We start from the raw sequence: 23,929 nt of genomic DNA on the forward strand, positions 1-23,929 counted from the left end.
GATATGACTGAAATTGCTGCTTCCGACTTTCGCCACGCGCAGCGGCATATCCGCCTGGACACGATCCTGCGGCTGCGTTGGCTGGCGGTGCTGGGCCAGCTCGCCGCGATCTTCATCGTGGCGCAGGGGTTGGAATTCAACGTCGAGATCGTCCCCTGCGTCAGCATCATCGCCTTGTCGGCCGCGCTCAATCTGGCGCTCCAGACCGTGTCCAATCCGCTGCAGCGGCTGGAGCCGATGCAGGCGGCCGGACTGCTCGCGCTGAACATCGTGGAGCTGGCCGGTCTGCTGTACTTCACCGGCGGACTGCAGAACCCGTTCTCGTTCCTCTTCCTCGCGCCGGTGCTGATCTCGGCCACGGCGCTGCCGGCGCGATTCACCTTCGGTCTCGGCGTGCTTGCGGTAGCCTGCGCCTCGGTCCTGTTCTTCTTCCATTTGCCGCTGCCCTGGGATTCCGATGATCCCCTGGTGCTGCCGCCGATCTACCTCGTCGGCGTCTGGCTCTCGATCGTGCTCGCGATCGGCGTCACCAGCCTCTACTCGTTCCAGGTGACCGAGGAGGCGCGCAAGCTTGCGGACGCCCTGGCGGCGACCGAGCTGGTGCTGACGCGCGAGCAGCACCTGACCCAGCTCGATGGGCTCGCAGCCGCGGCCGCGCACGAGCTCGGCACGCCGCTCGCGACGATCTTTTTGATCTCGCGCGAGCTGGAAAAGACGGTGAAGGACGCCAGCTTTGCCGCCGACCTGAAGACGCTGCGCGAGCAGACCCAGCGCTGCCGCGACATCTTGAGCAAGATCACCCAGCTCTCCTCCACCGGCGCGCCGTTCGACCGCATGAAGCTGTCGGAGCTGATCGAGGAGGTGGTGGCCCCGCACCGCGATTTCGGCGTCGAGATCAAGGTGCGGATCGCGGTCGCCGCCGTGTCCGAGCCGGTCGGCTCGCGCAATCCGGCGATCCTCTACGGCGTCGGCAACATCGTCGAGAACGCGGTCGATTTCGCCCATACCACCGTCGAGGTGAACGCGTGGTGGAACAAGGACACGATCGAGCTTCTGATCTCCGACGACGGCCCAGGCATTCCGCCCGACATCCTGAACCGGATCGGCGAGCCCTATCTGTCGCGGCGACGAACCACGGATGAGGGCAGCGGCGAGCGACGCGGTCTCGGATTGGGCGTGTTCATCGCGCGCACGTTGCTGGAACGCACCGGCGCCAAGGTCTCGTTTACCAACCGGATCTTTCCGGAACACGGCGCGGTGGTGCAGATCACATGGCCGCGACAGCGTTTTGAGGCTATCGAGAGCCTCGAAGAAACAATAGGATAGGCCGCGACCTTGCGTCGCACAACAGGGCCGATCGACTATCGGCGGCCTTGGCACCGCCCGATTGCGAGGCCATATGTAGTCGCGTTGGAGAGAGGACAAAACCTTGAACGCCATCGCCGAACTGAACGAACAGACCGACCGCTCGCTGCTCATCGTGGAGGACGACAAGCCGTTCCTGGAGCGGTTGTCGCGCGCCATGGAAACGCGCGGCTTTGCGGTGACGTCATGCGACACCGTCTCGGATGGTCTTGCGCAGATCGGCAAGGCAGCGCCGGCATTCGCCGTGGTGGACTTGCGGCTCGGCGACGGCAACGGCCTTGACGTGGTCTCGGCGCTGAAGAAGAAGCGCCCGGATGCGCGCGCGATCGTGCTGACCGGCTATGGCAACATCGCCACCGCCGTCACCGCGGTGAAGATGGGCGCGATCGATTATCTCTCCAAGCCGGCGGATGCCGACGACGTCGTCGCGGCGCTGCTGTCGACCAGCGCGGAGAAATCCGAGCTGCCGACCAACCCGATGTCCGCCGACCGCGTACGCTGGGAGCACATCCAGCGCATCTACGAGATGTGCAACCGCAACGTCTCGGAGACGGCGCGCAGGCTGAACATGCACCGCAGGACGTTGCAGCGCATTCTGGCCAAGCGCGCGCCGAGGTAGCGGTCTCGTAGGGTGGGCAAAGGCGCGCAAGCGCCGTGCCCACGCTCTGTTAGAGTTGGATAGAGATCGTGGGCACGCTTCGCTTTGCCCACCCTACGGCACCGATGTTTGCGGCGCCGCTACTCCCAAAATTCCGCATGCCCTTGCGGGTCGACCAGCCGGTTGATCCGAAGCGCCGCCGCCATTCCAAACCGCACCGTGATCTGCTTGCGCGTGGCCGCAGCGAGCTTGTGCTCGGGCGCTTCGCAATGCAGGTGCGCGCCATAGGCGTCGGCGATGATCAGGCCGGTGCCTTCCGGAAAGATCTCGCACGGCAGGTCCTGAGTGAAGGCGAAGAACAGCCGGTCGCAATGGGCGCGGTACTCGTGCCATTTCTGGTCGGCGCGCAGATCCTCCACCGACGATTTGATCTCGACGATCCAGATCTCGCCGCGCTCGTTCAGCGCCACGAGATCGGCGCGCCGGCCCGAGGGCAGCGGCAATTCGCTGATGCAGGTAAACCCGAGCGAACGCAGCAGCCGCGCGGTGCCCCGCGCGACCGCGAGCGCCGTCTCCGACTGGCGGCGATCGGGCGGCGGCACGAGGGCCATGTTGCGGGCGGGATTGTCCATGGGGGGAGGATAGCCGATTCCGTAGAACTGCACACTGCTCGATGGAGCCTAAGCGCAGCCTCGATCTCCGCTGTCGTCCCCGCGAAAAGCGGGGACCCATAACCACAGGGAGTTGTTGTAGGGCGCTCAGGAACTCCGAGTCATCGCAAAACTGCTCCCTGTGGTTATGGGTCCCGGATCGGCGCTCCGCTTCGCTGCGCTTGTCCGGGACGACACCGAGAATGAAACACGGAACCTCCCCTCCCCCACGCACTTATCACGCAGCCGCCGCACCTCGGCGGAACCACCGAGGCTGCGCGGATGATCGACGATCTCTGGTACAAGAATGGCGTGATCTACTGCCTTTCCGTCGGCTCCTATATGGACGCCAACGGTGACGGCGTCGGCGACTTCAAGGGCCTGCTCCGCCGGCTCGACTATCTGCATGGCCTCGGCATCACCACGATCTGGCTGATGCCGTTCCAGACCTCGCCCGGCCGCGACGACGGCTACGACATCGCCGACTATTACAGCGTGGATGCGCGTTACGGCACGCTCGGCGATTTCGTCGAGTTCGCCCACGGCTGCAAGCAGCGCGGCATCCGGATTATCATCGATCTCGTCGTCAACCACACCTCGGATCAGCATCACTGGTTCAAGGAGGCGCGGCGCGACAAGACTTCGCCCTATCGCGACTGGTATGTGTGGTCCGACAAGAAGCCCGCCAATGCCGACAAGGGCATGGTGTTTCCCGGTGTGCAGAAATCGACCTGGACGCGCGACAAGGAAGCGGGCGCGTATTACTTCCACCGCTTCTACGATTTCCAGCCCGACCTCAACACCTCAAACCCGCATGTGCAGGCGGAGATCCTGAAGATCATGGGGTTCTGGATCCAGCTCGGCGTCTCCGGCTTCCGCATGGACGCCGTGCCCTTCGTGATCGCGACCAAGGGTGCGAAGGAGAAGAAGCCGGTCGAGCAGTACGACATGCTGCGCGCATTCCGCGAATTCCTGCAATGGCGGCAGGGCGACGCCATCATCCTCGCCGAAGCCAATGTGCTGCCGAAGACGGACATGGAATATTTCGGCCGCGACGCCGACCGCATGCACATGATGTTCAACTTCCACGTCAACCAGCACCTGTTCTATGCGCTGGCATCCGCAGATTCGCGGCCGCTGGCGAAGGCGTTGAAGGCGACCAAGCCGCGGCCGGCGACCGCGCAATGGGGCCTGTTCCTGCGCAATCACGACGAGCTCGACCTGGGGCGGCTGACCAAGGCGCAGCGCGACTCCGTGTTCAGGAATTTCGGTCCCGACAAGGACATGCAGCTCTACGACCGCGGCATCAGGCGGCGCCTCGCGCCGATGCTGGGCGGCGATCGCCGGCGGCTCGAACTCGCCTACAGCCTGATGTGCACGCTGCCCGGAACGCCCGTGATCCGCTATGGCGACGAGATCGCGATGGGCGACGATCTCTCACTGCCGGAACGCAATTGCGCGCGCACGCCGATGCAATGGTCGACCGAGCCGCATGGTGGCTTCACCAAGAGCAACAAGCCGGCCTGCCCTGTGATCGACAAGGGGCCTTACGGCTATCCCCACGTCAACGTCGCCAAGCAGCGGCGCGATCCCAACTCCATGCTGAACTGGACCGAGCGCATCGTCCGTATGCGCAAGGAGGTGCCTGAAATCGGCTGGGGCGACTTCACGATCATTCCGGTGCGCGATCCCGCCGTGTTCATCATGCGCTACGACTGGCGCAACAATTCGGTGCTGTTCGTGCATAATCTCGACGAGAAGCCGCGCGAGATCGCGTTCTCGGCCGGGCTGCCGGACGAGGCCGGCGCGCACCTGATCAATCTGCTCGCGGAGGACCACAGCCACGCCGACAAGCGCGGCCAGCACCGGATCGTGCTGGAGCCGTATGGCTATCGCTGGTACCGCGTCGGCGGGCTGGATTATCTGCTGAAGCGGAGCGATATCGACGGGGATACGGTGAGAGGGAAGAAGCATCCGGGGTAAGAGCATCTACGCATCGCTATACTCCACCGCAGCCGTACCCTCCGCTGTCGTCCCCGCGAAAGCGGGGACCCATAATCACAGGGAGAAGTTTGGGGCGCGCTGATCACTCCGAGTCTTCGCCAAACCACTCCCTGTGGCTATGGGTCCCGGATCTGCGCTGCGCTTGTCCGGGACGACGGCTAGGGCGGCGCGACAATCACGCCCTCATTGCCGCGCAGATCCAGCACGCCTTCGATCCGCTCGTCCTCGCGATCCAGGAACGTCGACAGCAGTATGCTGCTGCCGAAACGGATCGCGCTGGTGGTCACCGCGACCGGATCGGGGCCGAGATTGAGCGCCACGATCACCGCCTGCCCCTCGGCCTCGCGGCGATAGATCAGGAGATCGCCTTGCGCCGCGATCGGATGATAATCGCCGGCGACCAGCGGCCGACTGCTCTTCCGCAGGGTGATCAGGCGTCTGTAGAGGCTGAGGATCGAGCGCGCATCGGCTTCGAGATTGACGACATTGTCGCGCACATAGTGCGCCGGCAGCGGCAGCCACGGCCGCGCCGCCGAGAAGCCGGCGAATTCGGTCGCATCCCACTGCATCGGCGTGCGGCAGCCGTCGCGGCCGACACCGATGCCGGGCACGTTCTTTTCGAAGGGGTCGCGCACGTCCTCCGGCGCAATCGCCACTTGATGCATGCCGATCTCGTCGCCGTAATAGAGCGTCGGCGTGCCGCGCAGCGTCAGCAGCAGCATGGCGGCGACACGGGCCTGCTCGGGACCCACGCGGCTTGCGACGCGCGGGCGATCGTGATTGCCGAGCACCCAGTTCGGCCAGGCGCCGCGCGGCAGCGCCTTCTCATAATCCTCGATGATTGTCTCGATCGAGCGCGCACTCCAGAAGGTCAAGAGCAGCGCGAAATTGAACGGCATCTGCGCGCCGGTGAGGTCGTTGCCGTAATAGGCCATGAGACGGTGCAGCGGCAGATAGATCTCGCCGATCAGCACGCGGGCTTCGAATTCATCAGTGACGCGCCGCATCTCGGCGATCACGTCATGCACCTCCGGCTGGTCGGTGGAGTATTGCGTCATGATCCTTTCGTTCGGCGGCCGGCCCTCGACGTAATGCGGATTGGGCGGGTTGTCGCGGAATTCGGCATCCTTGATCAGGTGCCAGATCACGTCGACGCGAAAGCCGTCGACGCCCTTGTCGAGCCAGAAGCGCATCACGTCGTAGATCGCGGCGCGGACGTCCGGATTGCGCCAGTTCAGGTCCGGCTGCTGGGCGAGGAAGGCGTGGTAATAATATTGCCCCGTGGTCTCATCGAACTGCCACGCGCTGCCGCCGAACTCGGACAGCCAGTTGTTCGGCACCCCGCCGTCGGGTGCCGGATCGCGCCAGATGTACCAGTCTCGCTTGGGATTGTCGCGCGAGGCGCGGCTCTCGACGAACCAGGCATGCTGATCGGAGGTGTGGTTCGGCACGAGGTCGAGGATCAGTTTCAGGCCGTTGTCATGGGCGGCCGTGATCAGCGCATCGAAATCGGCCATCGTGCCGAACAGCGGCTCGATGCCGGTATAGTCGGAGATGTCGTAGCCGAAATCCTCCATCGGCGAGGGAAAGATCGGCGACAGCCAGATCGCATCGACGCCGAGCGATTTGACGTAAGGCAACCGCTGCAAAATGCCGGCGAGATCGCCGACGCCGTCACCATCTGAGTCCTGAAAGGAGCGCGGGTAGACCTGATAGAAGATGCCGTCGCGCCACCAGTTGCTATCGCTCTGAGCCATGCTGGAGAACCCATCCATAAATCTGCGCCTCGGGCGGAAGAACGCGACAGCAGCGCCCCGGTTCAAATTGGCGAGCCAATTGGGACGGCCGTGTGACGGCGGGCGTGATTGTTCCAGGCTCCATTCCAGATCCTTGGCCGAATCTTTTGCTTGGCGGCATGGCAAAAATCGGCATTGTGGCGCCATGACCGAGCAAAATGACACCCAAGACTCTTCGCAATCCAAGGCCGGCGCGATCATCGTTCCCGTGACGCTGTTCGAGCAGAACTGCACCATCATCTGGGACGAGCCCAGCAAGAAGGCCGTGGTGATCGATCCCGGCGGGGACGTGCCGAAGATCCTGGACGCGATCAAGCAGACCGGCGTCACCGTGGAGAAGATCTGGCTGACCCACGGCCATATCGACCATGTCGGCGGCGCGGCCGATCTGCGCGATGCACTGAAGGTGCCGATCGAGGGGCCGCATGAAGCGGACAAGTTCCTGCTCGACAATGTGGTCGACAGCGGCGCACGCTTCGGCATGACCGGCGTGCGCAATTTCGCGCCGGACCGTTGGCTCGCCGAAGGCGACACCGTGTCGATCGGCAGCTTGCAATTCGATATTTTCCACTGCCCCGGCCACTCGCCCGGCAGCGTGGTGTTCTTCAACAAGGAGTTGCGCTTCGCCCATGTCGGCGATGTCCTGTTCGCCGGCTCGGTCGGACGCACCGATTTGCCGGGCGGCAGTCACGCCACGCTGATCAACTCGATTCTGACCAAGCTATTGCCGCTCGGCGACGACGTCGGCTTCATCTGCGGTCACGGCGCCGGCTCAAGCATCGGCCAGGAACGGATGACCAATCCGTTCATCACGGGCGCGATGTGAGGTTTATTCCGCCGCGTCCACAAGCGTGGCGGTCTCAGTGAGGTGACGATCGCCCCAGTCGCGGATCGCCGCGACGACCGGCACGAAGCTTTTGCCCTTGCGGGTCAAGCGATATTCGACCTTCGGCGGCACTTCGCCGAAATCCTTGCGGTCGATCAGGCCGCTTTGTGTCAGGGCCTTCAATTCACGGCTGAGCACGCGCGGGGTGATCTCGGCGCTGCCTTCGGTGCCGCGCAATAAGCCGCTGCGGATCTCGCCATAGCGGCGCGGGCCGTCCTTGAGGTCCCAGACGATGCGCAGCTTGTACTTGCCGCTGATCATCTTCTGAAAGGCCGCGACCGGACAGATGCGCGCCGGGTTCGCCTTCGCCATGTCGTCTCCTCCACGCGTTAGATTCTTGTTTTGACGCGTTTTCTTCACGCGAACCGGCATCCACTTCGCTCGAAAACGCTATGGCGAAGAGGATAGGAGCAACGTCGAATAAGTCCATACTATCAATTTTGTCCATACTTGCAGGATCGCTAGCAAGCCGCAGATGATGACGCACACGACGAACAGGGAGCGTCACATGAAGCACTTCATGATCAGATATGAATTCAGGAGCGGTACGACGGACGCCTGGCACCAGGAGGTCGGCCGCTTCATCAAGGCGATCGACGGCGATCCGGAGCTGACGGGCCGGATCGGCTATCGCGTCTTGAAAAACCGCGACGATGGCAGCTATTTCCATCTCGCCAGCGTCGCTGACGATGCCGCGCAAAAAGCGCTGCAATCGCGCGACTTCTTCAAAGCCTATCAGGAGATGACGCGGAAGGTCGCCGGCGGCGAGGTGACGGTGACGCCGATCGAGTGGATCGGTCAGACGGCGTAGTTTCCGCGGGCTGACATGACGACATCGCTACAAACTTCGCTGTCGTCCCGGACAAGCGAAGCGCAGATCCGGGACCCATAACCACAGGAAGCCGTGGTTTGCGGGGACTCGGAGTTAGCCCTTCGCGCCTCACTTTGCCCTGTGGCAATGGGTCCCGGATCGGCGCGCGCTTGGGGCGCGCTTGTCCGGAGTTGGGGGCTACTTCATCAATCCTGCGGCGGTCAGTGCGCGCGTGATGATCTGGCCGAGATCGAAGCTGCGAGCCTCCTCGCGCGTCGGCTCGGCCGGCTGTTCGGCGACCGCTGCGCGGATCGAGCGGGCGAGATGCGGCGCGGGCGTCAGTGCCGGCTGCGCTGCAGGCCTGCTTGTAGACTTGCTTGTAGGCTTGGCCTCCGCCTTTGCAGCGTCTGCAATCCAGCCGGTGAGGCCGAAGAATTTTGCGATGTGATAGGACGAGGAAATGCCGGCCTCGATCAGGAATGCGCCTTCGACGCCATAGCGCTGGTCGTTGTCGGCCAGCCCAAGCGGCGTGCCGTGCGCCATGTCGGTGATGGCGTAGGACTCGACCAGCGTCTCGCCGTCCTTGCCCCACCAGGCCTGGCGCGGATAGCCGTCGACGTTGGTCTCCGCCATCGGCGCTTCCGGCAGATCGTGCAGATCGAGCCACTGTTTGATGATCTCGTTGGCATTGCCGGGATTGACGGTGCGGTCGGCGCTGCCGTGCCACACCGAGACCTTCGGCCAGGGGCCGCGATAATCCGAGGCATTGCGCACAAGATCGCCGAGCTCGCGCGCGGGACGCACCGGGGAATGAAACATGCCGTCCAGTGCCTCGCGCAAATTCGAGGCAATGCCATAGGGCAGTCCGGCAATGACCGCACCCGCCGCGAAGACTTCCGGATAGGTCGCGAGCATCACCGACGTCATGCCGCCGCCGGCGGACAAGCCGGTGATGAAGATGCGCTTGGGATCGATGCGATGCGCCTCCGCCATATGCGCGATCATCTCGCGGATCGAATGCGCCTCGCCGCTGTCCCGCGCCGTATCTTCCGGATTGAACCAGTTGAAGCAGGTGTTGCCGTTGTTGATCCGCTGCTGCTCGGGCATCAGCAGCGCGAAGCCATAGTGCTTCGCGAGCGCCGACCAGCCCGCGCCGAGATCGTAGCCCGCCGCCGTCTGCCCGCAGCCATGCAGCACGACGACCAGCGCGCGCGGCTTCTGCAACTGCGCCGGCACGAACGCGAACATGCGCAAGGCCCCCGGGTTGTCGCCGAAGCCGGTGATCTCTTGCAATGGACTGGACGCATCCGCGCTCCGGCCGAGCTCGGCAAAGCGCAGACCGTCCAGCCTCGGCAGACGTCTCAACAGATCAACATTTTTGGCTAACGACACGGCAACTTCCTGGTGGGCGGCTTTCAACGCTTAGCCAAACCAGATAGTTGCTGCATTGCAAAATAAAAAGACCGTGCGCCGTCAATCCACGAAAATCACGGGGAATTCCGCCGAAATCCGCACGAATTAACCGCAATGCCTCGACTTCACGCAGATGCGCGACGCATCCACGACAGAAATGCGGCACAGATCATGATTAATGTCACAAACAGCGCAAGCGAGACCAGAAATCCTGCGCGCGCTGATTGCAGGGCATCGACCGCGAAGAACACCGCGCCGATTGCGGCCACTCCGGCCGCATTTCCGATCTGCGCCGTCGTGCCGTAGATGCCGGACGCCGAGCCTGCGGCGACAGGCTTGACGGTCGAGAGCACCGCGCCGGAGAGCGGCGCCATCACCAATCCCTGACCGTAGCCGAAGATGATCATGACGAACGCGAGCAGAAGCGGCGATGGCGCATCGATACAGGCTGCAACAAGCGCGAGCGCGGCGAGGCCTGCGATCTGAAGCGCGCAGCCTTCGATCAACACCTTGGTGCCGCGATGACGCGCCCGCGCGCCGCTGTGGCGCGAGGCCACGACGAAGGCAAGCGCAAGCGGGATGAAGGCCATGCCGGCTGACAGCGGCGGGATTTTCAGGCCGCGCTGCATGAACAGCGTCATGACCAGATAGAAGGAAAGATTGGCCAGGAAGAAAAAGAAGGCGGCGCCAAGCCCGCGCAGGAAAGCGGCATCCGCCAGCAGGGTGAGGTCGATCAACGGCATGCCGCCGGCACCAGCGACTGCCTGCTCGAGCTTCAGGAACGCTATGAGGACGACGCCGCCGACCGCCATCACGGCCCACAGCCAGGGTGCCCAGCCTGCATCGCGACCAAAAAGCAGCGGGCCGATCAGGCACAGCAGCCCCGCGAACAGGACCGAGCTGCCCTTGATGTCGAGCCTCGTCCCTGATCGCCGCGGCACCGATGGCATGATGCGCCAGGCGGCACCTGCAATGACGAGGCCGCAGGGCACGTTGACGAAGAACACCGAACGCCAGCCGGTGCCGGCAAGGTCAATCGTGACCAGCAGGCCGCCGAGCAGGAAGCCCGCGGCACCCGCCAGCCCCAGCACGATCCCGTAGATGGCGAATGCGCGGCTGCGCGTCTCGTCGGTGAAGAGGAGATGCAGCGTCGCCAGCACCTGGGGCACCATCAGCGCCGCGGTCGCGCCCTGCGCCAGGCGAGCGATGATCAGCTCCACCCCTGAGAGCGCGAGCCCGCACCACAGCGAGGTCGCCGTGAAGCCGAGCAGGCCGGCCAAAAAGACAGTCTTGGTGCCGTGGATATCGCCGAGCCGGCCGCCGGTGACGACAAGCGTGGCATAAGCGATCAGATAGATCGCGATGACCGCTTCGATCTGCGCGGGCGATGCCTTCAGCTCGACCGCAATGGTCGGAATTGCGACGTTAACGATGAAGGCATCGACGCCGAACATGAATTGGGCGGCCACGACGATGGCCAGCACCCACCAGCGGCGGGTCGAATCGACTTGTTGTGTGACGATCTGATGCATCGGCGCATGACCCGGAACTATCGTTGCCTGATGATTTCAGTTCGTGGGCGGTGGCGCGATTACCTCGTAGGTCAGATTCGTGCGCTCTTCGCCTCTCCCCGCTTGCGGCAGGGCACTCGCACATGCTTCGCGGCGACATCGGAGCAAGCGCCTCGTCCTTCGAGACGACCGCTTCGCGGTCCCCTCAGCATGAGGCTGAACTGCGTCGGTGTGCTTTGAAACTGCACCGGCGTACTCCGCCTTCATCCTGAGGGCCCGCCAACGGCGGGCGTCTCGAAGGATGTGCCGCGGCGGAGGTTGCCTCAAATGCATAGCCCTGCCGCAAGCGGGGAGAGGGAGAAGAGGCAACTTCGCCGCATGCCTGCATTCCGCCGCGCGGGACACCGCGCGATTGCGTTCGTGCCATCAGGCACGTAGCCTCACGGCCTCAACAAACAGAAAATCAAAGCCGGAGAGAACGCCATGGCGCGCCTGAAGTTCGGAGCCTTCCTTGCCCCGCATCACCCGATCGGGGAGCATCCGATGCTCCAGTTCCGGCGCGATCTCGAGCTGGTCGAGCAGCTCGATGCGCTCGGCTACGACGAGTTCTGGTGCGGCGAGCATCATTCCTCGGGCTGGGAGATGATCGCCTCGCCCGAGATGTTCCTGGCTGCGGCCGGCGAGCGCACCAAGCGGATCAAGCTCGGCACCGGCGTGGTGTCGCTGCCCTATCACCATCCCTACAACGTCGCCCAGCGCATGGTGCAGCTCGACCACATGACCGGCGGCCGCGCCATCTTCGGCTCCGGCCCCGGCGCGCTCGCCTCCGACGCACACACGCTCGGCATCGACCCGATGACGCAGCGCGACCGGCAAGACGAGGCCATCGGCGTCATCCGCCGGCTCTTCAACGGTGAGCGCGTCACGGCCAAGAGCGACTGGTTCACCATGAACGATGCCGCGCTGCAGATCCTGCCGCTGCAGGAAGAGATGCCGTTCGTCGTGGCCTCGCAGATCTCGCCCTCCGGCATGACGCTCGCCGGCAAATACGGCTGCGGCATCATCTCGCTGGGCTCGATGACGACACAGGGCCTGATGTCGCTACAGCAGCAATGGCAGTTCGCCGAGGACGCTGCGAAGAAGCACGGCACCAAGGTGAACCGCGCCGACTGGCGCGTGCTCTTGACCTTCCACATCGCCGAGTCCCGCGAGCAGGCGCGCAAGGAAGCCGGCGCCGGGCTGATGCGCTGGCACAACGAATATAATGTCGGCACGCTGCAGCGGCCGGGCCTGACCGCGTTCTCCTCGCCGGATGAAGCCGTGGACAAGACCGCCTTCGTCGAGGGCGCGGCGTCCACCATCGGCACGCCCGACGATCTCGTCAAAACCATCAAGAACGTGATGCAGGTCTCCGGCGGCGTCGGCGCCATCATCGGCTTCGTGCACGACTGGGCCAATCCGGAGGCGACGCGCCGCAGCTGGGATATGGTTGCGCGCTACGTCGTGCCCGAGATCAACGGCTATATCGACGGCCTGCGCAGGTCGCAAAAATTCGTGATCGAGAACCGCGCCATCTTCGAGCGTGCAGGCCAGGCCGTGATGGCCAAGATCATGGAGAACGAGAAGGCCGCCGAGGCGCTGAAGGTGACCGGCCCCGGCCGCGTCGCCATCCCCGCCGTCAACGCCCCGGATCTGCAGAAGGAAGCGGCGAAGCGGTAGGACGCCAGCTCTCTCTACTCGTCGTCCCGGACAAGCGCGCCCAAAGCGCGCGCAGATCCGGGACCCATAACCACAGCATAGGGTTTGGCGAAGATTGCTAACCACTATCTCGCACACTCCCTGTGGCTATGGGTCCCCGCCTACGCGGGCACGACATCCGAGGTAAATTGCACCACCAAGCGTCGCATCATCGCGGCCAGATCGTGCTATGTTCGCGGAGCCTGCCAACCGGAGCAATCGTCATGTCGATGCAGAATGTGGCCGCAACGGCGCCCGACTACACCGCGCCCAAGCGCAACGCCCTGACGCACATTCCCGGCGACGAGGGATGGCCGATCATCGGCAAGACCTTCCAGGTGCTGGCCGATCCCAAGGGCCACATCGAGGCGAACGGCGCCAAATATGGCCCGGTCTACCGCACCCATGTGTTCGGCGAGACCAATGTCGTGCTGCTCGGGCCCGAGGCCAACGAGCTGGTGATGTTCGACCAGCAAAAGCTGTTCTCCTCGACCCACGGCTGGAACAAGGTGCTCGGCCTGTTGTTTCCGCGCGGATTGATGCTGCTCGATTTCGACGAGCACCGGCTGCACCGCAAGGCGCTGTCGGTCGCGTTCAAGTCCGGGCCGATGAAATCCTACCTGGCCGATCTCGACCGCGGCATCTCCGCGCGGGTCGCGCAGTGGAAGGCCAAGCCCGGCGAGATGCAGCTCTACCCCGCGATGAAGCAGCTCACGCTGGATCTTGCTGCGGCGTCCTTCCTCGGCGCCGATATCGGGCCGGAGGTCGACGAGATCAACCGCGCCTTCGTCGACATGGTCGCCGCCGCGGTCGCCCCGATCCGCCGTCCCCTGCCCGGCACCCAGATGGCCGCCGGCGTCAGGGGGCGCAAACGCATCGTCGCCTATTTCCGCGAACAGATCCCGCTTCGCCGCGGCAATCATGGCGGCGATGATCTGTTCTCGCAGCTGTGCCGCGCCACCCATGAGGACGGCGCGCTACTCTCCGAGCAGGACATCATCGACCATATGAGCTTCCTGATGATGGCGGCGCACGACACGCTGACTTCGTCGCTGACCTCCTTCATCGGCGAACTCGCCGCCAATCCGGACTGGCAGGACAGGCTGCGCGCGGAAGTCCTCGCGCTCGGGCTCGCGCCGGGCACGCCGAGCAGCTTCGACGATCTCGAAAAGATGCCGCTGTCCGAGATGGCGTTCAAGGAAGCGCTGCGGATCAAGCCGCCGGTGCCTTCGATGCCGCGCCGCGCCATGCGCAATTTCACTTTCAAGGGTTTTACGATTCCCGCCGGCACCGCGGTCGGCGTCAATCCGCTCTATACCCATCACATGAAGGATATCTGGCCGGAGCCGGATCGTTTCGATCCCTTGCGCTTCACCGAGGAAGCGCAGCGCAATCGCCACCGCTTCGCCTGGGTCCCGTTCGGCGGCGGCGCGCATATGTGCCTCGGCCTGCACTTCGCCTACATGCAGGCAAAATGCTTCGCGCGGCACTTCTTGCAGAACATCGAGGTATCGCTGGAGCCCGGCTACAAGCCGGACTGGCAGATGTGGCCGATCCCGAAGCCGCGGGACGGGCTAAGAGTGCGGGTGAAGGCGGTCTGATTTTCTCGTGTCCCGGACGCGCGAAGCGCGAGCCGGGACCCGGAATGCTGCGATCGAGTCGGTGGAGACATGGGCCCCGGCTCTGCAGCGCACCGCACCGGACGATGCTTCGCATCGCCGGGGACGCTGCGCTGCGTCCGGGGCACGAGATCTCGTAGGGTGGGCAAAGGCGCGGAGCGCCGTGCCCACGGTCGTCGCGATGAAGAATTCGTGGGCACGCTTCGCTTTGCCCACCCTACGGCACCGTCGCCCGGAGCGACTACGCCCCCTGATCGAACGCCTTGCGCAAGGCCACATAGCCCTGCTGCTGCTGGCTCCAGTTGCGGCCGCCGGTCATGGCGCCGTCGACGACGAGATCGTGCCCGTTGATGAAGCTGGATTCGTCGCTGGCCAGGAACACCGCGGCCTGGGCGATGTCATCGGGAAGGCCCGCGCGCGGGATCGGCTGGGCGGTCTTGTAGACCTCGCGCATCACCGCCGGCGTCTTCTCCGCAGCATCGGTCGAGAGTCCGAGCGCCTTGCCGAAAATGCCGGTCGCGATCGCGCCCGGCGAGATCGCGTTGACGCGCACGTTGGACTCGCCGAGCTCCATCGCCACGCATTTGGTGAGATGGATCACCGCCGCCTTGGCCGCGCTATAGACCATCGAGGACGAGAACCCGGCGAGGCGGCCGGCGATGCTGCCATTGTTGATGATGCTGCCGCTCCCCTGCCTCTTCATGTGGGGCGCGGCGTGCTTCATGCCGAGCATGACACTGCGCACCAGCGTCGCCATCGCCGCATCGAAGCGCTCGACCTCGAGGCCTTCGATGCCGCCGGTCTGCGCCGGGCCGCCGGCATTGTTGAACAGGCAGTCGATCCGGCCGAACTTGTCCACGGCGAGCGCGATCAGCGCCTGCATCTGGTCTTCGAGCGTCACGTCGGTCTGGCGGAAGATGCAGTTGGCGCCGAGCTGCTTGGCCAGGGCTTCGCCCTCCGGTAGACGCCGCCCCGCGATCACAATTTTGGCACCTTCGGCAACGAAGACTTCCGCAGTGCGCAATCCGATCCCGCTCGTCGCCCCCGTAATCACCGCAACCTTGCCGTCCAGCCTGCCCATGGAATGTTCCTGTTTTCGAACGATTTGACGCCAAATGGCGAACATCGGCCGCTGCCATCGCCGCGGACGCCACTATCCCTGCCTGCCTCCGACAAGGCAAGCTATGCTTGTGCGGACGGGATGCGTAACATCTTCACAGGTCGCTCGATTTTCGAACGCATATCGCAACTGGGCTGCGCATGGGGAAGTTGATCGACGAATTCCGTAGGGGTTGGCAGGGTGCGGCGCCGCCATCGCTCGGTCTGAGCATTGCGTTTGCGGTGGCCTGCCTGCTGATTGCCACGCTGACGCGCTGGGCCCTCGCGCATGTGCGGCCCGACGTCTACTTCACTCCCTACTTCCCGGCCGTGTTCTTCGCCGCCGCGTTCGGGGGCTTCCGGATCGGAATCGTGACAGCGCTGGTCGGCGGCATGCTCGGCGTCGTGGTGAATTTCGGCGATGCCTTTGCCGATCGGGCGCGATTTGCCCTGCTGGCACTCTATTGGGCGGTCTGTGCGCTCACCATCTGGGGCGTCGAGCACTATCGCACCATGCTGGCGGAGCAGCGCCGGATCTCCAAGCGCCTGATCGAGGAAGAAGATTATCGCAAGCTGCTGGTCGACGAGCTCCAGCACCGGCTGAAGAACAAGCTGTCGACGGTGCACGCCGTGCTGCACCAGGTGCTGCACGACCACCCGCAGGTCTGGGCCCGGGTCGATCCTCGGTTGCGCTCGCTGGCCGCGACCGACGATCTGATCTCGCGGATCGACAAGGCGGGCTGTGACATCCGCGACCTCCTGATCTCGGAGCTCGGCCCCTACGGCCATGTCCGCTTCACCCTCAATGGCGACCGCCTGTTCCTGCCGCCGAAGCTCGCGGTCACGCTCTCATTGATGTTTCACGAGCTGGCCACCAATGCGGGCAAGTACGGCGCGTTCTCCGCGCCGCGCGGTCTGCTGCAGGTGTCATGGACCGTCAGCGATGACCGCCTGATCATCACCTGGGACGAGACAGAGGGTCCGAGCGTGGACAAGGTGTCCGAGCCCGGCTTCGGCACCAAGCTGTTGAAATCGGCACTGTCGTCCTTCGATGGCAGGACCGAGATCTCTTACTTGAAGACCGGGCTGCATTGCATCATGCAGTGCCGCATCCCCCGAAGCGAATAGCATCGCGCGTCAGGCGAAAGCCGGCCCGCGCACCCGCCCGCAGTTTCGCACGGGCCGTTGACCCTCTGTTAATGACGATCGTCGGCGCGCGTCGCAACGTCGCAAAACACCCCCGTATTTCTCCGTACCCCTTAACCAAACTTAAGAGGGAACTGCGCATGATTGCGTGCATTGCAGGCGCGCTGAAACAACAAGATTCATGACTTCTATGAACGACAACCAATATTCCGGCGCGACTGAAGCCGAGCTCGGTTTTCTCAAGGAAATCGTTAGAATGCTGCCGGCCGGCCTGACCGTGCAGGATGCGCATGGCGAGCTTCTGCTGGTTAACGATGCCGCGGCCGCGCAGCTCGGCATGGATGGCAGCCGTCCCTCACCCGATCTTGCGCCGCGCCGCGAAGCCTGCCGCCAGGCGCTGAGCGCCGGCCAGGCTGTCGTCACCGAGGAGGCGCTTCACGGCGGCGCTGCGCGCCAGGTGCTGCTCACGACCCATCGTCCCGTTCGCCTCGCCGGACGCGAGCTGCTGATCTCGGCGTCCTCCGACATTACCGAGCAAAAGAATTTCGAGGATCAGCTGTTCCGCTCGGCCTATTTCGACGAGCTGACGGGATTGCCCTCGCGGCGCGTGATCGAACATCACGCCAACAATCTGCTGGCGGAGAATGGCGGCGGCGAGCGTTTCGCGCTGGCCTTCCTCGACGTCGACAATTTCAAGCACATCAACGACTATTACGGCCACGCCGTCGGCGATGCGCTGCTGGTCGAGCTGTCGAAGCGGCTCGGGCGCGACTTGCGCGATTCCGACATGCTGTCGCGCATCTCCGGCGACGAATTCCTGCTGCTGCTCTCCCCGATCCAGAGCCAGGAGGAAGTCGCCGAGTTCATGCAGTCGACGCTGGAGCGGCTGACGGCGCCGTTCTTCATCGACCATTCGGAACTCTTCGCCTCCACCTCGGTCGGCATCAGCCTCTATCCCGATCACGGCCGCAGCTTCGAGACGCTGCGCCAGAATGCCGACATCGCGATGTACCGCATCAAGAACGACGGCAAGGGATTGGCAGCCTTCTTCGATTCCAGCATGGAGCGCGAGGCGCTGGCGCGGATGAAGATCGAACAGTCGCTGCGGCTCGCCATCCTGGAAAAGCGTTTCTGCTGCGCCTTCCAGTCCAAGGTCGACATCCGCACCCAGGCTGTGAAGGGCATCGAGGCCCTGGTGCGCTTGCGCGACGACGAAGGCGTGATCCAGGCGCCGGGATCGTTCATCAATCTTGCCAGCGAGCTCGGGCTGATCGACGAATTGACCCATCTCGTGCTCGCCGAAATCGTCAAATCGATCGACCTGATCAACGAGACGTTCGGCGCGGAAGCGACCATCAGCATCAACGTCGCGGCCAAGCAGGCCGGCAACCCCGAATTCATGCGCAGCTTCGCGCGGGCGCTCGACGACACCGGCTTTCCGCAGCGCTTCATGATCGAGGTGACCGAAGACGCCTTCGTCGCCAAGAATCATTTCCAGGACGAGATCCTGCCGATGTTCCGCAAGCTCGGCGTCGGCATCTCGATCGACGATTTCGGCACCGGCTATTCCTCGCTCTCGGCGCTGGCCGACATCACCGCCGACGAGATCAAGATCGACCGCTCCTTCATCACCGACATCCATAAGCGCCCGCGCAGCCAGGGCATCCTGCGCGCGATCGAATCCTTGAGCGAAGCGCTCGGCATGACCGTGATCGCCGAAGGCCTCGAATCCTACGAGGAGCTCGCTTATCTGCAGGCCGCGACCAAGATCCGCTACGCGCAGGGCTATTATTTCTCGCGCCCGATCTTTTTGGAGGAGTTGAAGCTGGCAACGCCCGTGTCCAGCGAGTCGCGCGCCAGCGTGGCAAACCGCCCGCACCAGCAGAACCGCCAGGGCTATTCGCGGGCGAGCGGGTATCGAAGGTAGGGGCGCGAGCGCTGCAACACATACCGCTGTCGTCCCGGGGCGCGAAGCGAACCCGGGACCCATAACCACAGGGTGTGGTTTGGCGCGAAGACGGTCACTCCGAGTCCCCCGTTATCACATCTCCCTGTGGCTATGGGTCCCGGATCGGCGCTTCGCTTGTCCGGGACGACAGCGGAGTATGGGGCACAATCCAATTCCCCCTTTGAAATTGCTGCCCTTTTGCTAATACACAGGCAGACTTCCCCCGGGATATGTCATGTCCGCCTCTTCCGCCTCGATCAGCGATCCCGCCTATCTCCGTGCGCGCGCGATGGAAACGCTGTTCGAGCGGCTGGAGAAGCTCTGCGAGGGCGCGATCGCGATCGACCGCGGCGGACGCGTCGTCTACGTCAATGAAAAATATCTCGCGGCGCTCGGTCTCAAACGGACCAGTGAGGCAATCGGCCGGCCGATCGAGGAGGTCATCCCCAACAGCCTGATGCGCAAGGTGGCCGAGACCGGCGAGCCGATCCTGCTCGACATCATGGAGCTCGGCGGAGAGCAGCTCGTCGTCACGCGCATGCCGATCGAGGACGAGAACGGCACGGTGATCGGCGCGATCGGCTTCGTGCTCTACGACCATCTCGAAAGCCTGAAACCTCTGCTCGCCCGCGTCGCCCAGCTCGAGAGCGATCTGCGGCTGGCGCGGCGGCAATTGTCCAACGCCCGCGCGGCGCGCTTCACTTTCGCCGACTATGTCGGCACCACGCCTGGAATCGCGCAGGCCAAGCAGCTTGCAAGCCGCGCGGCGCGGCAGAGCGTCACCGTGCTGCTCACCGGCGAGACCGGAACGGGCAAGGAGATGCTGGCGCAGGCGATTCACAATGCCTCCTCGCGTGCGGAGAAGCCGTTCGTCAGCGTCAATGTCGCCGCGATTCCCGACACGCTGATCGAGTCGGAGTTCTTCGGCACGGCGCCCGGCGCCTATACCGGCGCCGACCGCAGGGGACGCGAAGGAAAATTCCGCATCGCCGACGGCGGTACGCTGTTCCTCGACGAGATCGGCGAGATGCCGCTGCAATTGCAGGCCAAGCTGTTGCGCGTGCTGCAAGAGCGCGAGATCGAGCCGCTCGGCTCGGACAAGATCTCCAGGGTCGACGTGCGCGTGGTCGCCGCGACCAATGTCGATTTGCGCAAGCGCGTCAGCGACGGCGCGTTCCGGCCCGATCTCTATTACCGGCTGAACGTGCTCTCGATCGACCTGCCGCCGCTGCGGCAATGCCTGGATGATCTCCCCGACATCTGCGCCCGGCTGCTCGAGGACATCAGCGCCTCCGGCGATTACGTCAAGGCAAAGATCACGCCGAGCGCGCTTTCCGCGCTGGCGCGCTATGACTGGCCGGGCAACGTCCGCGAGCTCCGCAACATCCTGGAGCGGGCGCTGATCCTGAGCGATTCCGGCCGGCTGACCGGCGAAGATGTCGCCCGCATTCTTCCCGTCGGCACCGACGTCAGGCCCACAGCATCCGAGCGCACGGCCGGAGCGGTGGTGCCCTATGCCGAAGCCGAGGCCGAGTTCGAGAAGCATACGCTCGAACGGGCGCTCACCGCCAGCAACGGCCAGATCTCCGAGGCCGCCAAAATGCTGCGGATCTCGCGCGCAACCTTCTACAAGAAGCTCGCCAAGTTCGGCCTCGCCCCAGGGTCGGCCTCCGTCTGAGTTTCGAGACACGAACGTGTCCGGAGTCTCGGATTCCGGACACGGCGCTGCGCCGCTGGTTCCGCCAGCAACGGCGAGATTTGCCGTGATTTCAGCCAATTTGCGCAAACCTTCCGCATCTGGCGCGGACCTTGCTCTTCGCTTTGCACAATGACGCATGCTGCACATGCGCATTTGCAACCAGGGAGGACGCAAGATGAGTGAAGCGATCTCGGTCCATCAGCTTCAGGCGAGACAGCCCTCGCACGTCACGGTCGCCACCGCGAGCCTGATCGGCACGGCCATCGAGTGGTACGACTTCTTCCTCTACGGCACCGCCGCGGCGCTGATCTTCAACAAGCTGTTCTTTCCGACCTTCGATCCCATGATGGGGACGCTGCTGGCGTTCGCGACCTATGCGCTCGGCTTCATCGCGCGCCCGCTCGGCGGCGTCGTGTTCGGGCACTACGGCGACAAGATCGGCCGCAAGACCATGCTCTATCTGACGCTGCTGATCATGGGCGTGGCGACCGCCGCGATCGGATTCCTGCCGACCTACGAGACCGCCGGCATCTGGGCCGCGGTCCTGCTCGTCACCTGCCGCCTGATCCAGGGCTTTGGCCTCGGCGGCGAATGGGGCGGCGCGGTGCTGATGGCGGTCGAGCACGCGCCCGCGGACAAGAAGGGCTTTTACGGCAGCTGGCCGCAGTTAGGGGCGCCGCTCGGCCTCGTGCTCGGCACGCTGGTGTTCTCGGTGGTATCGGCGATGCTGACCGACGCCCAGCTGCTTGCCTGGGGCTGGCGCATCCCGTTCCTGTTCTCGATCGCGCTGGTGCTGGTCGGCCTGTGGATCCGCTTCACCATCGCGGAATCCCCCGAGTTCCAGAAGGTCAAGGAGACCAAGCAGGAAGTGAAGATGCCGATCCTCGAGGCGATCAGGATGTATCCCAAGAACATCCTGCTCGCGATGGGCGCGCGCTTCGCCGAGAACGGCTTCTTCTACATCTACGCGACCTTCGTGCTCGCCTATGCCACGCAGTCGCTCGGCATGAACAAGCAGGACATGCTCAACGGCGTGCTGATCGGCGCGGCGATCGAGACCTTCACCATCCCGGCCTTCGGTGCGCTCTCCGACCGGCTCGGGCGGCGGCCGATCTACATTTTCGGCGCGGTGTTCTCGGCGCTGATGTCGTTCCCGCTGTTCACGCTGCTGGCGACCAGGAACCCGCAATATGCCTGGATCGCGATCGTGCTCGGCCTCGCGATCGGGCATGCCGCGATGTACGGCCCGCAGGCGAGCTTCCTGTCGGAGCTGTTCGGCACCAAGGTGCGTTATAGCGGCGTCTCGCTCGGCTACAATCTGGCCTCGATCTTCGCCGGCGCACTGTCGCCGCTGATCGCGACGGGATTGATGACGGCCTATGCGCCGGCGACCTGGCCGATCTCGCTCTACATGATCGCGCTGGCGCTGATCACCATCGTGTCGGTCTATTTCGCCACCGAAACACGCAAGATAGTTCAGGGCTGAATGTCCTGATCACCTCGTCCATCGCGAGGAGCGGCCTGTTCCAGGGTCGCTCCTCGCGATAGGATCAAGCAACAACGGCATACGGTCGAAGGGATCGGGAGGAACGCCGTGAGCCATCACCCAGCTCTGCCTTACCTACGCAATTCCGAGAAGGGCAAGGTCGTCACCGCGGCCGAAGCGGTCATGCTGATCCGTGACGGCGACACGGTCGCGACCGGCGGCTTCGTCGGCATCGGCTTTGCCGAGGAGATCGCGATCGCGCTGGAGGAGCTCTATCTCTCCCACGAGGGCGATGCCCCCTATACGCAGGGCAAACCGCGCAATCTGACGCTGGTCTATGCGGCGGGTCAGGGTGACGGCAAGAATCGCGGCCTCAACCATTTCGCGCATGAAGGCCTGGTCCGCCGCGTGATCGGCGGACATTGGGGGCTTGCGCCAAAATTGCAGCAGCTCGCGATCGCGGGTCAGATCGAGGCCTATAATTTGCCGCAGGGCGTCATCACACACCTGTTCCGCGACATCGCCGCGCACCGGCCCGGCCACGTCACCCGCGTCGGCATGGGCACCTTCGTCGACCCCCGGCAGGGCGGCGGCAAGCTGAACGCGCGTACCACCGAGGACATGGTGGAGCTGATCACGCTACGCGGCGAAGAGTGCCTGCTTTACAAGACGTTCCCGATCAACGTCGGGATCATCCGCGCCACGACAGGCGATCCCGACGGCAACCTCACCATGGAGAAGGAGGCGCTGACGCTGGAAGCGCTCGCCATCGCCATGGCAGCGCATAATTCCGGCGGCATCGTCATTGCCCAGGTCGAACGCGTCGCCGAGGCCGGCAGTCTCAATCCGCGCCAAGTCAAGATTCCCGGCATCCTCGTCGACTGCGTCGTGGTGGCAAGGCCCGAGAACCATTGGCAGACCTTTGGCACGCAATACAATCCGGCCTTCTCCAGCGAGATCCGTGTCCGCGCCGCATCGCTGCCGGTGATGCCGGTCAGCGAGCGCAAGATCATCGCCCGGCGGGCCGCCCTCGAGCTGAAGGCCAACAGCGTCGTCAATCTCGGCATCGGCATGCCCGAGGGGATTGCCTCGGTCGCCAACGAGGAGCGAATCATCGACCTCATCACGCTGACGGCGGAGCCGGGCGTGATCGGCGGCATTCCCGCGAGCGGCATCGATTTCGGCGCGGCAATCAACACGCAGGCGGTGATCGACCAGCCCTATCAGTTCGATTTCTACGACGGCGGCGGCTTGGACGCCGCCTTCCTCGGGCTCGCCCAGGTCGATCGCGCCGGCAACCTCAATGTCAGCAAGTTCGGGCCGAAGCTCGCAGGCGCCGGTGGCTTCATCAACATCAGCCAGAACGCCAAGGAGGTCATCTTCGTCGGCACCTTCGGCGCGGGCAAGCAACGCATCGCGGTGAACGACGGCAAGCTCGTCATTCTCGACGAGGCGAAATCACGCAAATTCGTCGACCGCGTCGAGCACGTCACCTTCAGCGGCCCGTTCGCGGCCGCGCGCAAGCAGCGCACGCTGTATGTCACCGAGCGTTGCGTGTTCGAGCTCAGGCCGGACGGGCTCGAGCTCACCGAAGTCGCACCTGGCATCGACATCCAGCGCGACATTTTGCGGCTGATGGATTTCAAGCCGCTGATCCCGCGCGAGCCCGCATTGATGGACGACCGCATCTTCCGCGAGGGTCTGATGGAATTGCGCGAGCGCCTGCTCACCATCCCGCTCGACCAGCGCTTCACGCTGGACGAGCAGCAGAACCTGTTCTTCGTCAATCTGGAGCGCTATCCGCTGCGCAGCAAGGCCGAGATCGACGCCATCGCCGAGATCGTCGAGAGCCGTTTGGCGCCGCTCGGCCGCCGGGTCTACGCCATCGTCAATTATGACAATTTTTCCATCCTGCCGGAGCTGATGGACGAATATTCCGCGATGGTGCGCAGCCTCGTCGATCGCTTCTATTCCGGCGTGTCACGCTACACCACGTCGGGCTTCCTGCGCATCAAGCTCGGCGAAGCCCTGGAGCGGCGCGGCGTCGCGCCGCACATTTTCGAAAGCGCTGATGAGGCGCAGTCGGATCGGCGTCGGGCCGAGGGAGCCGGCGATGCGCGGCGAGCCCAAAAATGATGCATGCTCGCAAGGCCGATGCGCTC

18 protein-coding genes are annotated in these 23,929 nt (G+C 64.2%); 12 read left to right on the forward strand and 6 right to left on the reverse strand.

The genetic code is table 11. The annotated features are described in order from the left end of the window. Positions 1–3 precede the first annotated feature (3 nt). Positions 4–1,326 carry an ActS/PrrB/RegB family redox-sensitive histidine kinase gene (locus XH81_RS19775; RefSeq protein WP_028139600.1) on the forward strand — a complete coding sequence of 441 codons (1,323 nt, stop codon included), beginning with the start codon at positions 4–6 and terminating at the stop codon, positions 1,324–1,326. Positions 1,327–1,429: 103 nt separating this feature from the next. Then, positions 1,430–1,984: an ActR/PrrA/RegA family redox response regulator transcription factor gene (locus XH81_RS19780; protein ID WP_008141807.1), complete on the forward strand. Its 555-nt coding sequence runs from the start codon at positions 1,430–1,432 to the stop codon at positions 1,982–1,984. Between the two features lie 119 nt (positions 1,985–2,103). Here the strand turns inward: XH81_RS19780 and XH81_RS19785 are convergent, their stop codons facing one another. Next, positions 2,104–2,595 carry an MmcB family DNA repair protein gene (locus tag XH81_RS19785; protein ID WP_028139599.1) on the reverse strand — a complete coding sequence of 164 codons (492 nt, stop codon included), beginning with the start codon at positions 2,593–2,595 and terminating at the stop codon, positions 2,104–2,106. Positions 2,596–2,895: 300 nt separating this feature from the next. Here XH81_RS19785 and XH81_RS19790 point away from each other — a divergent pair, with 300 nt between their 5' ends. Next, positions 2,896–4,596, forward strand: a complete 1,701-nt coding sequence (locus XH81_RS19790) for an alpha-amylase family protein (protein WP_097668285.1) — start codon at positions 2,896–2,898, stop codon at positions 4,594–4,596. Between the two features lie 179 nt (positions 4,597–4,775). On the opposite strand, the gene XH81_RS19795 is transcribed toward XH81_RS19790, so the two are convergent. Then, positions 4,776–6,374, reverse strand: coding sequence for an alpha-amylase family glycosyl hydrolase (locus XH81_RS19795; protein WP_028139597.1), 1,599 nt, complete (start codon positions 6,372–6,374; stop codon positions 4,776–4,778). Between the two features lie 184 nt (positions 6,375–6,558). On the opposite strand from XH81_RS19795, the gene XH81_RS19800 reads away from it, so the two are divergent. Next, positions 6,559–7,239 (forward strand): MBL fold metallo-hydrolase, encoded by a 681-nt coding sequence (locus XH81_RS19800; RefSeq protein ID WP_028139596.1) that lies wholly within the window; start codon positions 6,559–6,561, stop codon positions 7,237–7,239. A 3-nt stretch (positions 7,240–7,242) separates the two neighbouring features. Here XH81_RS19800 and XH81_RS19805 read toward each other — a convergent pair whose 3' ends face one another. Further along, positions 7,243–7,611 (reverse strand): winged helix-turn-helix transcriptional regulator, encoded by a 369-nt coding sequence (locus tag XH81_RS19805; protein WP_028139595.1) that lies wholly within the window; start codon positions 7,609–7,611, stop codon positions 7,243–7,245. A gap of 196 nt (positions 7,612–7,807) precedes the next feature. Between XH81_RS19805 and XH81_RS19810 the strand changes: the two genes are divergently transcribed. Further along, the gene (locus XH81_RS19810) at positions 7,808–8,110 is read left to right on the forward strand and encodes a hypothetical protein (RefSeq protein ID WP_244439206.1); all 303 of its coding nucleotides are present in this window, start codon (positions 7,808–7,810) and stop codon (positions 8,108–8,110) included. Between the two features lie 198 nt (positions 8,111–8,308). Here XH81_RS19810 and XH81_RS19815 read toward each other — a convergent pair whose 3' ends face one another. After that, positions 8,309–9,502, reverse strand: coding sequence for an extracellular catalytic domain type 1 short-chain-length polyhydroxyalkanoate depolymerase (locus XH81_RS19815; RefSeq protein ID WP_028139593.1), 1,194 nt, complete (start codon positions 9,500–9,502; stop codon positions 8,309–8,311). 146 nt (positions 9,503–9,648) lie between these two features. Beyond that, complete coding sequence (locus XH81_RS19820) at positions 9,649–11,055, reverse strand: MFS transporter (protein ID WP_028139592.1); 1,407 nt, start codon at positions 11,053–11,055, stop codon at positions 9,649–9,651. 462 nt (positions 11,056–11,517) lie between these two features. Between XH81_RS19820 and XH81_RS19825 the strand changes: the two genes are divergently transcribed. Both XH81_RS19825 and XH81_RS19830 read left to right on the forward strand, forming a co-directional pair. Next, positions 11,518–12,753, forward strand: coding sequence for an LLM class flavin-dependent oxidoreductase (locus tag XH81_RS19825; protein WP_028139591.1), 1,236 nt, complete (start codon positions 11,518–11,520; stop codon positions 12,751–12,753). 242 nt (positions 12,754–12,995) lie between these two features. Further along, positions 12,996–14,372, forward strand: a complete 1,377-nt coding sequence (locus XH81_RS19830) for a cytochrome P450 (protein WP_028139590.1) — start codon at positions 12,996–12,998, stop codon at positions 14,370–14,372. Between the two features lie 259 nt (positions 14,373–14,631). Here the strand turns inward: XH81_RS19830 and XH81_RS19835 are convergent, their stop codons facing one another. Next, the gene (locus XH81_RS19835; RefSeq protein WP_028139589.1) at positions 14,632–15,471 is read right to left on the reverse strand and encodes an SDR family NAD(P)-dependent oxidoreductase; all 840 of its coding nucleotides are present in this window, start codon (positions 15,469–15,471) and stop codon (positions 14,632–14,634) included. 179 nt (positions 15,472–15,650) lie between these two features. Here XH81_RS19835 and XH81_RS19840 point away from each other — a divergent pair, with 179 nt between their 5' ends. From XH81_RS19840 to XH81_RS19860, 5 genes are all read left to right on the forward strand, one after another. After that, positions 15,651–16,616: a sensor histidine kinase gene (locus XH81_RS19840; protein WP_028139588.1), complete on the forward strand. Its 966-nt coding sequence runs from the start codon at positions 15,651–15,653 to the stop codon at positions 16,614–16,616. Positions 16,617–16,824: 208 nt separating this feature from the next. Further along, complete coding sequence (locus XH81_RS19845; RefSeq protein WP_028139587.1) at positions 16,825–18,561, forward strand: putative bifunctional diguanylate cyclase/phosphodiesterase; 1,737 nt, start codon at positions 16,825–16,827, stop codon at positions 18,559–18,561. 256 nt (positions 18,562–18,817) lie between these two features. Beyond that, on the forward strand, positions 18,818–20,260 hold the full coding sequence (locus XH81_RS19850) for a sigma-54 interaction domain-containing protein (RefSeq protein ID WP_097668284.1): 1,443 nt from the start codon (positions 18,818–18,820) through the stop codon (positions 20,258–20,260). A 196-nt stretch (positions 20,261–20,456) separates the two neighbouring features. Next, positions 20,457–21,767, forward strand: coding sequence for an MFS transporter (locus XH81_RS19855; RefSeq protein WP_049801931.1), 1,311 nt, complete (start codon positions 20,457–20,459; stop codon positions 21,765–21,767). A 108-nt stretch (positions 21,768–21,875) separates the two neighbouring features. Next, a complete protein-coding gene (locus XH81_RS19860) occupies positions 21,876–23,903 on the forward strand; it encodes an acyl CoA:acetate/3-ketoacid CoA transferase (protein WP_028139584.1) in 2,028 nt (675 codons plus the stop codon). Positions 23,904–23,929: the final 26 nt, after the last annotated feature.

This window comes from Bradyrhizobium sp. CCBAU 25360 (genome assembly GCF_028128695.1).
In the GTDB taxonomy this organism is placed as follows: Bacteria; Pseudomonadota; Alphaproteobacteria; order Rhizobiales; family Xanthobacteraceae; genus Bradyrhizobium; species Bradyrhizobium ottawaense.

Excerpts from the sequence above, each read along its gene's own strand:
- XH81_RS19790 (WP_097668285.1), top strand. The coding sequence starts at position 2,896 with ATGATCGACGATCTCTGGTACAAGAATGGCGTGATCTACTGCCTTTCC.
- XH81_RS19795 (WP_028139597.1), bottom strand. The coding sequence starts at position 6,374 with ATGGCTCAGAGCGATAGCAACTGGTGGCGCGACGGCATCTTCTATCAG.
- XH81_RS19840 (WP_028139588.1), top strand. The coding sequence starts at position 15,651 with ATGGGGAAGTTGATCGACGAATTCCGTAGGGGTTGGCAGGGTGCGGCG.
- XH81_RS19810 (WP_244439206.1), top strand. The coding sequence starts at position 7,808 with ATGAAGCACTTCATGATCAGATATGAATTCAGGAGCGGTACGACGGAC.
- XH81_RS19855 (WP_049801931.1), top strand. The coding sequence starts at position 20,457 with ATGAGTGAAGCGATCTCGGTCCATCAGCTTCAGGCGAGACAGCCCTCG.
- XH81_RS19835 (WP_028139589.1), bottom strand. The coding sequence starts at position 15,471 with ATGGGCAGGCTGGACGGCAAGGTTGCGGTGATTACGGGGGCGACGAGC.
- XH81_RS19800 (WP_028139596.1), top strand. The coding sequence starts at position 6,559 with ATGACCGAGCAAAATGACACCCAAGACTCTTCGCAATCCAAGGCCGGC.
- XH81_RS19825 (WP_028139591.1), top strand. The coding sequence starts at position 11,518 with ATGGCGCGCCTGAAGTTCGGAGCCTTCCTTGCCCCGCATCACCCGATC.
- XH81_RS19850 (WP_097668284.1), top strand. The coding sequence starts at position 18,818 with ATGTCCGCCTCTTCCGCCTCGATCAGCGATCCCGCCTATCTCCGTGCG.
- XH81_RS19775 (WP_028139600.1), top strand. The coding sequence starts at position 4 with ATGACTGAAATTGCTGCTTCCGACTTTCGCCACGCGCAGCGGCATATC.
- XH81_RS19845 (WP_028139587.1), top strand. The coding sequence starts at position 16,825 with ATGAACGACAACCAATATTCCGGCGCGACTGAAGCCGAGCTCGGTTTT.
- XH81_RS19805 (WP_028139595.1), bottom strand. The coding sequence starts at position 7,611 with ATGGCGAAGGCGAACCCGGCGCGCATCTGTCCGGTCGCGGCCTTTCAG.
- XH81_RS19830 (WP_028139590.1), top strand. The coding sequence starts at position 12,996 with ATGTCGATGCAGAATGTGGCCGCAACGGCGCCCGACTACACCGCGCCC.
- XH81_RS19820 (WP_028139592.1), bottom strand. The coding sequence starts at position 11,055 with ATGCATCAGATCGTCACACAACAAGTCGATTCGACCCGCCGCTGGTGG.
- XH81_RS19785 (WP_028139599.1), bottom strand. The coding sequence starts at position 2,595 with ATGGACAATCCCGCCCGCAACATGGCCCTCGTGCCGCCGCCCGATCGC.